Source organism: Pseudomonas sp. TNT2022 ID1044 (genome assembly GCF_028656895.1).
GTDB classification, from domain to species: domain Bacteria; phylum Pseudomonadota; class Gammaproteobacteria; order Pseudomonadales; family Pseudomonadaceae; genus Aquipseudomonas; species Aquipseudomonas reinekei.
Genome location: NZ_JAMDHB010000029.1, coordinates 19,424 through 27,963, shown reverse-complemented (window position 1 = coordinate 27,963; position 8,540 = coordinate 19,424). Strand labels below are relative to the sequence as shown.

At 58.9% G+C, this 8,540-nt stretch carries 10 protein-coding genes; 8 read left to right on the top strand and 2 right to left on the bottom strand.

Translation table 11 applies throughout. The annotated features are described in order from the left end of the window. The 8 genes from M5G20_RS28440 to M5G20_RS28405 all read left to right on the top strand — a co-directional run. The coding region (locus M5G20_RS28440; RefSeq protein WP_273921900.1) for an SDR family oxidoreductase at nt 1-219 on the top strand (219 nt) is incomplete at its 5' end. 69 nt (nt 220-288) lie between these two features. Further along, nucleotides 289-966, top strand: a complete 678-nt coding sequence (locus M5G20_RS28435) for a GntR family transcriptional regulator (RefSeq protein ID WP_016487046.1) — start codon at nt 289-291, stop codon at nt 964-966. A gap of 81 nt (nt 967-1,047) precedes the next feature. Then, nucleotides 1,048-1,638, top strand: a complete 591-nt coding sequence (locus tag M5G20_RS28430) for a TetR/AcrR family transcriptional regulator (protein ID WP_003465041.1) — start codon at nt 1,048-1,050, stop codon at nt 1,636-1,638. 90 nt (nt 1,639-1,728) lie between these two features. After that, nucleotides 1,729-2,430: a cysteine hydrolase family protein gene (locus M5G20_RS28425; RefSeq protein ID WP_003465039.1), complete on the top strand. Its 702-nt coding sequence runs from the start codon at nt 1,729-1,731 to the stop codon at nt 2,428-2,430. 54 nt (nt 2,431-2,484) lie between these two features. Further along, nucleotides 2,485-2,709: a DUF2798 domain-containing protein gene (locus M5G20_RS28420; RefSeq protein ID WP_003465037.1), complete on the top strand. Its 225-nt coding sequence runs from the start codon at nt 2,485-2,487 to the stop codon at nt 2,707-2,709. 280 nt (nt 2,710-2,989) lie between these two features. Further along, nucleotides 2,990-4,042 carry an ABC transporter substrate-binding protein gene (locus tag M5G20_RS28415; protein ID WP_003465034.1) on the top strand — a complete coding sequence of 351 codons (1,053 nt, stop codon included), beginning with the start codon at nt 2,990-2,992 and terminating at the stop codon, nt 4,040-4,042. Nucleotides 4,043-4,367: 325 nt separating this feature from the next. After that, nucleotides 4,368-5,297 carry an ABC transporter permease gene (locus tag M5G20_RS28410; RefSeq protein WP_003465031.1) on the top strand — a complete coding sequence of 310 codons (930 nt, stop codon included), beginning with the start codon at nt 4,368-4,370 and terminating at the stop codon, nt 5,295-5,297. Beyond that, nucleotides 5,298-6,092 carry an ABC transporter permease gene (locus M5G20_RS28405; RefSeq protein ID WP_003465028.1) on the top strand — a complete coding sequence of 265 codons (795 nt, stop codon included), beginning with the start codon at nt 5,298-5,300 and terminating at the stop codon, nt 6,090-6,092. It abuts the gene before it with no gap. A 349-nt stretch (nt 6,093-6,441) separates the two neighbouring features. Here M5G20_RS28405 and M5G20_RS28400 read toward each other — a convergent pair whose 3' ends face one another. Next, on the bottom strand, nt 6,442-7,473 hold the full coding sequence (locus M5G20_RS28400; protein WP_073454648.1) for a methyl-accepting chemotaxis protein: 1,032 nt from the start codon (nt 7,471-7,473) through the stop codon (nt 6,442-6,444). A gap of 36 nt (nt 7,474-7,509) precedes the next feature. Continuing rightward, nucleotides 7,510-8,538 (bottom strand): IS30 family transposase, encoded by a 1,029-nt coding sequence (locus tag M5G20_RS28395; protein ID WP_003465026.1) that lies wholly within the window; start codon nt 8,536-8,538, stop codon nt 7,510-7,512. Between the last annotated feature and the right edge of the window lie 2 nt (nt 8,539-8,540).

The window sequence follows — 8,540 nt, the reverse complement described above, 5'->3', positions numbered from 1 at the left end:
TTCCATTGCTCCCCAAACCCCGTCAATGCGATTGCACCGGGTGAGATCGAGACGTCGATCCTGTCTGCCGGGACCGAACTGATCGTCGATCAGCAGATCCCCATGCACCGCTTGGGCAAGCCGGAAGAAGTCGCATCCCTGGTGCATTTCCTCTGCACCCGAGGCGCGTCGTACATCAACGGTTCGGAGATTCATGTCAACGGTGGTCAGCACGTCTGAAATAATCTGGAAATCCCGGCCGGAAACTTCCATCATTCGGGCCGGGCATCCGCCGCAGATGAGCGATCAATGAGCAACCCCTACCCTATTCAAACCCTCAATCACTCTTACCTGGGCAGTGGCATCTACGAGTTGCTGCGCGAGGCACTGATCACCGGGCGTTTCCAGCCCGATGACCGCCTGCGCATCCGCGACCTGGCCGAACAACTGGGCACCAGCGTCACACCGGTGCGCGACGCGATCCTGCAACTGGCCAAGGAACAGGCGCTGATCCTCAAGACCCCGCGTGACATCCGCGTACCCATCCTCACCGCCGCGCAATACGGCGAGATCCGCAGCATCCGCCTGGCGCTTGAAGGCCTGGCTGCGGAGACGGCCGCCGCGCTGGTGACCGACAGCGAACTCGCAGACCTGCAAGCCTGCATCGAAAACAACATCGCCGCGATCAACGCCCAGGACTTGCAAGCCGCTCTCAAGTGCAATCAGCAATTTCACTACGCGCTGACCACCATCGCGCGCATGCCGGTGCTGGCGGGTTTGCTCGATAGCCTGTGGATGCGCACCGGCCCACTGATCGCCCGTGCCTATGGCAACTTCAACGAGCGCATGGCCATCGACCATCACTGGGAAGTGCTCGACGCACTCAAGCGCCGCGATGGCGCGGCGGCACGGGCGGCCATCTGCCGTGACATTCTCGATGGCAACGAGAAGATGCTCGAGTACATCGAGATGGCGCAGGCGGACTGATTGGCAGTCAATTCGACTGTTGACGAAACATAGATGACCAGTTAGTTTATTAAAACTTTCTCATCACTGGATGTCTCTGTCATGGCTCGCCCGGTCAACCTCGAAGTCAGATCCCGTTTGCTGTCGATTGGCCGCCAGGTGGTTCACAACCGTGGCTTCAACGGCTGCGGCGTCCAGGACATCACCGCCGCTGCCGAGATTCCCAAGGGCTCTTTCTACAACTACTTCGCCAGCAAGGAAGACTTCGCGGCAGAGATCCTCGAGGAATACTGGACCTCGATCGAAACCCGCCACGGGCCGATCTTCTACGACGCCCGGGTCAAGCCGCTGGAGCGCATCGGCCAGTTCTTCCAGGCCCTGGTGCTCGAGCACGGCGAGCATGAATACAGCCTGGGTTGCCTGATTGGCAACCTGTCCCTGGAAATGTCCAATGGCAGCGAACAAACCCGCAAGCGTCTGGCCGATGTGCTGGCGCGCTGGGAAGGTTTGCTCGCGAGCTGCCTGCGTGAAGCGCAGCAGCGCCGCGAACTCTCTGAAACTCACGACGCCGAAGCGCTGGCCAGTGTCATCGTCGAAGGCTGGGAAGGTGCGGTCATGCGCGGCAAGGTCCTGCGCGACGGTGCACCTCTGCAGCGTTTCGTATCGATGGTCTTGCCTCGGCTATTGGAGTGAGTTTTTTTTCCTCATTAATAAGACGACTGGTCATTTATATAAAGCAACATTCACGTCTCATCCACGCAAGCACCCAAGAGGTAAATCGTCATGAGCCATCTGTACGCCGACCCCGCCGAACCCGCACTGCCTGCCACTGGTTTCAAGCTCGACCTGAGCAAAGCCGCCCTGGTGGTCATCGACCCACAGAACGACTTCCTCAGCCCTGCCGGCGCCAGTTGGGCGGTGTTCGGTGAGAGCATCGTCGAGAACAACACCGTCGAAAACCTGGAAAAACTGTTCAAGGCCTTCAAGGCTCACGACCTGCCCGTGGCCGTGTCGCCACACTATTACTACCCGCACGACCACGACTGGCATTTTGGCGGTCCGCTGGAAAAGGTCATGCACAGCATCTGCATGTTCGATCGCAAGGGACCGAACACCCTGGAAAACTTCGAAGGCTCCGGCGCCGATTTCCTCGAGATCTACAAGCCGTACATTCTCGACGGCGAGACCATCATCGCCTCGCCGCACAAGGTCTACGGCCCGGAAACCAACGACCTGGCGCTGCAATTGCGCAAGAAAGGCGTGTCGCAGATCATCCTCGCCGGCATGGCGGCCAACCTTTGCGTGGAATCACACCTGCGCGAACTGCTCGAACAGGGCTTTGAAATAGTCGTGGTACGCGACGCCACCGCCGGCCCGCGCCTGCCGGATGGCGACGGCTACCTGGCGGCCATCATCAATTACCGCTTCCTCGCCCACGGGCTGTGGACCACCGAAGAGACTATCGCGCAACTGCAACCGGCTTGATCGTGCCCGAGCGGCCGGGCATCGCGCCCCCCCGCTCTTTCTCGAGAACCCCCGATGAAAATCCCCGCCCGTTATGAGCATTTCGTTTTCGGCGTCGTTCAATCCGGCCTGACCTGCGCGGTCGCGGCCGCCATCGCCACCACACCCCATGCGCTCGACCTGGCCTTTGCCGGCCGCTGGTTGAACGCGTGGGCGCTGTCGTGGGTATCGATGTTGCCGGTGGTGGTGCTGGCGGCGCCGATGATTCGGCGCGTGGTGAGGCGGATGACGGTGGGCTGAATGACTTGGCTATGACTCACCCAACACACCGCCATCGCGAGCATGCTCGCTCCTACCGGGGGCTTCGGGGCTGCTCGCGACAGGCGCGCAAGCCCGCACCCGACGCACGAAATACTGTGCCCGTTCGCATTTTCGCAATAAACCACTTTTCATCCGCGCATTTGTAGCCGCTTCGTTCACGGACAAGCCGGTACATTAGACCTCCATGGTCCCGCAGAGCGACCGACAACAAAACCTACAGCTCGCCCAAGAAAATCTGCCAACCATTCGGAGTCTTTCCATGAGCACATTGCGCACTACAGCTTTCCAACTCGCGAGTCTGGCCCTGTTCATCGGTAGCGCCACCCAGGCCATGGCCGAGGACATCACGTTCGTATCCCAGGGCGGTGCTTATCAGGAAGCCCAGAGCAAGGCGATCCTGGAGCCTGCGGCGAAAAAGCTCGGTCTGACGCTCAAACAGGACAGCTCGCCCAAGGCCTACCCGATCATCAAGACCCAGGTCGAGAGCGGCAAGGTCACCTGGGACGTGGTGGACCTGCCCACTGGCGACTGCATCCGTGGCGAAGCCGAAGGGCTGTTCGAGAAGCTCGACCTTGCGCTGATTCCCAATGCCGCGCAAATACCCGACAGCCTCAAGGACGAATACAGCGTCGGCTACATCAGCTACTCCACGGTGCTGGCGTATCGCACGGACGCGTTCAAAGGCGCGGACGTACCCAAGACCTGGGCCGACTTCTGGGACACCAAAAAATACCCGGGCCAGCGCTCCCTACGTAACCTGCCACGTCCAACCCTGGAAATCGCGCTGCTGGCCGATGGCGTGCCGATGGACAAGCTCTATCCGCTGGACGTCGATCGCGCCTTCCGCAAGCTTGAGCAGATCAAGCCCGACATCGCCACCTGGTGGACGTCCGGCGGGCAGTCGGCGCAGCTGATCAGCGACGGCGAAGTGGACATGATCCAGGCCTGGAACGGCCGTATCACCGCCGTACAGGCCGCCGGCGCACCCGTGGCATTCGACTACAACCAGGGTGTGCTGGAAACCAACTCGTTGTGCGTCCTCAAAGGCTCGCCGCACAAGGTGGCCGCCATGAAATTCGTCAACGAGGCCATCGATGCCAAACTGCAAGCGGCGTTGCCGATGATCATCGACTACGGCCCGCTCAACCCCGAAGCCTTCAAGACCGGGGTAATCCCGGCCGAGCGCGAGGCCAAGCTGCCTTCCGCACCCGGCAACATCTCGCGCCAGGCCCTGCTCTCGGCGCAATGGTGGGCCTCCGAAGCCGGGGTCAAGGCCGAAGAACGCTGGTTGTCCTTCGTCCAGAAAAAATAGCCATCGGCCGTTGCTGCGCCGCAGGCCAGAGGCCTCGGCGCAGGACATGCCGTCTGCCCCCGCGATTTCGACATAAAGCGCTTGCGCACCGGTCAATTGCGTCCACTTCATTCGTTGGCATCCCGGTACATTAGGCCTGAGGGTCCCGCAGAGTGACCTGTGCAGACAACTCGCGCTCGCCTCAAGTACCTGCCCACCATTGGGAGTTCTTCACATGACATTACCCGAGCACCGCACCCTGCTGTCCGCCAGGACGACTGCCACCGCCAGCGCTACCCGTCAGTGCTGGATACCCTCCAGCACTGCGCAGTGACGAGAGGTCATCATGTCCAACGCCTATCTCGCCAAATCCATGCCCGACTCCAGCGACCAGCAGCACCAGCCGCCCATGACCAGCGAAGACGCCCTGGCCCGTGAAGAACGCAAGGAGCACACCTCCATGCTGTTGCTGCTCACCCCGGCGCTGGTCATGGTCGTGGTGCTGTTGATCATGCCGCTGTGCTGGCTGGCCTTTCAGTCGGTCCAGACCGAGGAAGGGTTTTCCCTGGCCAACTACATCCGGATTTTCCAGGAAAGCATTTACTGGGACACCTTCGCCCTGACCTTCAAGATCAGTTTCCTGGTGACGATCCTGTCGATCGTCATGGGCTTCCCCATTGCCTACGCCGCTTCGCGCCTGCAGGGTTTCTGGGCCAACCTGATTCTGATCTGCGTGATCCTGCCGTTCTGGACCAGCGTGCTGGTGCGGGCCTATGCCTGGCTGGTGCTCCTGCAACGCCGCGGACTGGTCAATCAGACGCTGATGGACCTTGGCATCATCGACCAACCCCTGACGCTGATGCACAACACCACTGGCACGGTAATCGGCACCCTGCACGTCATGCTGCCCTTTATGGTCCTGCCGCTGTATTCGGTGATGAAAAAAATCCCCCAGGACCTCATGCAAGCGTCCGAGAGCCTTGGCGCCAAACCCTTCTACACCTTCCGCCGGGTCTTCCTGCCGATGGCAGCGCCGGGGGTCATGGCCGGTTCCATCCTGGTGTTCGTCATCTGCCTAGGCTTCTTCATCACCCCGGAACTGCTCGGCGGTGGCCGCACGATCCTGGTGTCGATGCTGGTGCAACGCAACGTCGAGCTCTATCACGCCTGGGGCGCAGCCAGCGCAGTCGGCCTGGTGCTGCTGTTTGTGGTGTTCCTGATCTTCTGGGGCATCAATCGCTTCATCCCCATCGAACGCATCCTGGGAGCGCGCTAAATGAACCTGCTTGCCAACCTGCGTCACCTTCGCCTGTCCCACGTGCTGTTCACGGTGCTGGTCGCGGCGATCCTGCTGTACCTGATCATCCCGGTGCTGATCGTGGTACCCATGTCGTTCTCCGAGGCGCGCTTCCTGCAATTCCCTCCCAAGCAATGGTCCTTCCACTGGTACGAGGCGTTCTTCAACAGCGTGGAGTGGATGTCGGCGGCGCGGGTCAGTCTGATCACGGCATTTTTCACCATGGCCATCAGCCTGCCGATTGGTATGGCGGCCGCCTACGCCATCAACAACTCCAGCCTGAAGGTGGTGCGTACGCTGCAGATCATCCTGCTGCTGCCGATGATGGTGCCCATCATCCTGATCGCCGCCGGCGTGTTCTTCGTTTACGCCCGGGTCGGCCTGATCAGCACGCTGACCGGCCTGGTGCTGGCGCACATCATGCTCGCCTTGCCCTACGTGATCATCGCGCTGCTGGCCGGTCTGCGTAACTTCGACATGTCCCAGGAAATGGTGGCGCGCAGCCTGGGCATGAACCGCTTTCGCGCCTTCATGGCCGTGACCCTGCCGCAGATCAAGCCCAGTGTGGTCTCGGCGACACTGTTCGCCTTCATCACCTCGCTGGATGAAACTGTGGTGGCGCTGTTCATCTCCGGCGGCGACAACCAGACTCTGACCAAGCGCATGTTCACGGCGCTGCGCGACGAGATCGATCCGACCATTGCCGCTATCAGTTCGATCCTGATCCTGGCGTCGCTGATCCTGGTGGTGATTGCCGGTCGCAACAAACAATAACCAACAACGCACTCCCCCTCTGCAAACACACTTGCCCGCCATTGCGGGCAAGTGTGTTTTTGCGTCCTGACCACGCACGCCCATGCCGACGTGCAGCCCAGCACAGCCTGCCGTCACACGGCTTAATTCAGCATCTATCACCCGTGTCCAGGCCCATCTCGGGGGAACCGCAGAATTCGGAAAAAATCGTACGCTAAGCTAACGGTGTTCTCGTGACAGCTCTTTGACTAGGCTTTCTAAGGCCATTCTGATAGCCCTGACTTCCTGAAAAGCCATGGCTAAAATTTGTGCGGCTAAAAGGGATAACCGATGGTAAAGTAAGTTATCCCTGTCGAGATACTGAAAAGCGTTATCCTCGTTTTTCCCAAAACTGTTTTGCCAGTTCGCTCAGAGCGCTAGTTAACTGAGCGACAGATTTCGCACTTTGCAAATTATTCTGCCCGGTCTGTACATTGGTATCAGCAGCATCGCGTATATTGATAATACTGCGGTTTATGTCTTCACTTACTGCTCCCTGCTGCTCGACCGCAGTCGCTATTTGCGCGTTCATGTCGGTAATTTCGTTAACGCGTTGGCCAATTCCATCAAGAGCTGTAGCTGCTTCCTCTGCGTGAGCTACACTCGTGTGCGCTTGCCGACTACTTTGCTCCATGACTGTAACAGCGGATTGCGCTCGCTCTTGTAGAGCGCTGATCATGCTTTGAATATCCGTTGTCGATTGCTGTGTGCGAGCAGCAAGACTGCGAACCTCATCGGCGACAACAGCAAAACCACGCCCCTGCTCACCAGCACGCGCGGCCTCAATTGCTGCGTTGAGTGCCAACAAATTCGTTTGCTCGGCGATCCCTCGTATAACGTCAAGAACTTTTGATATCTCGTTACTTTGACCTTCAAGCTCATGAATAACCTGAGCGGCTTGCCTAATTTCACCTTCAAGGGCAGTGATTGACTGGCTTGTGTGGGCTACCAGACGCTGGCCAGATGCCGTCTCAGTGTCTGCTCTTCCGGCCGCATCTGCAGCATGCTGTGCATTGCTCGCAACCTCTTGAATGCTTGCCGCCATTTGGTTTACTGCCGTTGCTATTTGATCTGTCTCTGCCTGCTGCTCAACTGTAAGTACATTGCTTGACTCAATATCCTTTAGTAGGCCTCGGGTGTGTTCGCTAAGCCGATTTGATGCATCACCTATGCGACCTACTATGGCGCCTGTTTCAGCTTGCATCATTCGTAAAGCAAACTCTATTTGGCCAAACTCATCGGTGCGCCCAGTGTAGAGGGATTGACTTAATGGGTTATTGGAAATATTCCTGGCTCTTTCAACCAGTCTTCCAAGAGGAGAGAGAATAGCCAAAACACTAACAGAGCTTAAGCTTCCTGACATTAAAGTGGGCGGTTACAGGAGCTGAGTGCAACACGGTTATTGAATTGAAGCTGGAGCATCATGCCGCATAGCCATAGCTTCCTGCATCACCTCGTCCATAACCTCGATCGGACACTTGAAGTCGAAGCGCTTACGGGGGCGCATGTTCAGTTGCAGTGCGATGGCATCCAGTTCCTCCTGGCTATGCACCGACAAGTCCGTGCCTTTGGGCAGGTACTGGCGGATCAGGCCATTGATGTTTTCGTTACTGCCGCGCTGCCAAGGGCTGTGCGGGTCGCAGAAGTAAATCGCCACCCCGGTCTGCTGGGTGATTTCAGCATGCCGCGCCATTTCTCGGCCCTGGTCGTAGGTCATGCTCTTGCGCATCGCCAGCGGCATGCCATTGAGCGCTGCACTGAAGCCTTCCATCGCCGAGGTCGCCGTCGCGTCGTTCATCTTCACCAGCATCAGGTAGCCACTGGTGCGCTCCACCAGCGTACCTACAGACGAGGCGTTGGCCTTGCCCTTGATCAGGTCGCCTTCCCAATGCCCTGGCATCAGTCGGTCTTCGATCTCCGGCGGACGTACATGAATACTGACCCTCTCAGGGATCTGACCGCGCCGATCCACGCCGCCAGAGCGCGGCCTGCGCATCGTCTTGCTTTGGCGCAGGCAGATGATCAGCTCTTTACGCAGCTCGCCGACTGGCAAGGCATAGATCGCGTTATAGATCGTCTCGCGACAGACGTAGGCATCTCTGAGGCTGGGAATATTCATGCTGCGCAGCTTGCCGGCAATCTGCTCGGGAGACAAACGCTCACGCAGCATATGCGCCACCAATTCGAAGCGCTCGCTACCCGGCAACAGCTTTTGCTTCGGTCGACACACCTGACGGCGGGCCTGCATCTGCTGCTGGGCCACGCGGGCCGAGTAGCCGCCACAGGCATCTCGATTGCGGCGCAGCTCCCGGCTGATGGTCGAAGGGGATCGGTTGATCAAGCAGGCAATCCCGCGCAGGCTGAAACCTTGGGCATGACCGATTTGAATGGTGGCGCGCTCTTCAACGCTGAGTTCGGAATAAGACATAG

What these genes read in the sequence shown, in the direction of transcription:
- M5G20_RS28435 (WP_016487046.1), top strand. Translation starts at nt 289, where the DNA reads ATGAGCAACCCCTACCCTATTCAAACCCTCAATCACTCTTACCTGGGC.
- M5G20_RS28430 (WP_003465041.1), top strand. Translation starts at nt 1,048, where the DNA reads ATGGCTCGCCCGGTCAACCTCGAAGTCAGATCCCGTTTGCTGTCGATT.
- M5G20_RS28425 (WP_003465039.1), top strand. Translation starts at nt 1,729, where the DNA reads ATGAGCCATCTGTACGCCGACCCCGCCGAACCCGCACTGCCTGCCACT.
- M5G20_RS28420 (WP_003465037.1), top strand. Translation starts at nt 2,485, where the DNA reads ATGAAAATCCCCGCCCGTTATGAGCATTTCGTTTTCGGCGTCGTTCAA.
- M5G20_RS28415 (WP_003465034.1), top strand. Translation starts at nt 2,990, where the DNA reads ATGAGCACATTGCGCACTACAGCTTTCCAACTCGCGAGTCTGGCCCTG.
- M5G20_RS28410 (WP_003465031.1), top strand. Translation starts at nt 4,368, where the DNA reads ATGTCCAACGCCTATCTCGCCAAATCCATGCCCGACTCCAGCGACCAG.
- M5G20_RS28405 (WP_003465028.1), top strand. Translation starts at nt 5,298, where the DNA reads ATGAACCTGCTTGCCAACCTGCGTCACCTTCGCCTGTCCCACGTGCTG.
- M5G20_RS28400 (WP_073454648.1), bottom strand. Translation starts at nt 7,473, where the DNA reads ATGTCAGGAAGCTTAAGCTCTGTTAGTGTTTTGGCTATTCTCTCTCCT.
- M5G20_RS28395 (WP_003465026.1), bottom strand. Translation starts at nt 8,538, where the DNA reads ATGTCTTATTCCGAACTCAGCGTTGAAGAGCGCGCCACCATTCAAATC.